This is a genomic window from Streptomyces sp. DH12 (assembly GCF_020873895.1).
Taxonomy (GTDB): Bacteria; Actinomycetota; Actinomycetes; order Streptomycetales; family Streptomycetaceae; genus Streptomyces.
The window spans coordinates 1-475 of the sequence record NZ_JAHWGT010000877.1; the positions used below are offsets into that span (position 1 = coordinate 1).

General features: G+C 76.6%; 1 protein-coding gene. It reads right to left on the minus strand.

Annotation, left to right across the window (positions count from 1 at the left end; all coding sequences use genetic code 11):
* The coding region (locus LPA54_RS37560; RefSeq protein ID WP_228984921.1) for a GntR family transcriptional regulator at positions 1–338 on the minus strand (338 nt) is incomplete at its 3' end.
* Positions 339–475 lie beyond the last annotated feature (137 nt).

Below are 475 nucleotides of genomic sequence, written 5' to 3' on the forward strand. Positions count from 1 at the left end.
GTGCCGGGCATCAGGCTGTACGGGAGCCGGCCGGGGGTGCGGCGGGGCGTGGGGGCGGCCGGGCGTTCGGGGACGGCGCGCGGGGCGACGCGGGTGCCGGAGCCCTGGCGGGCGGTGAGCCAGCCCTCGGCGATCAGGTCGGCGTAGGCGTCGGCGACGGTGTTGCGGGCGATGCCCAGGTCGGCGGCGAGGGAGCGGGAGGAGGGCAGCCGGGTGCCGGGGGCGAGCCGGCCGCCGCGGACGGCTTCCCGCAGGGCGTCGGTGAGGCCGCGCCGCAGCCCGGGCCCGCTCGGGTCCAGGTGGAGGTCGATGCCGAAAGTGGCCCAGCGTTCCGCCATGGAACTGGACCATACTCCTGGGCTGCCCGGCTTCTAGGGTCGACGGCATGACGAACACCGACACGACCGGGACGGTTCCCTACGCGGCGGAGGAGCCCGCCCGCATGGAGTGGGCGAAGCACGCCCCCGAGGTCTAC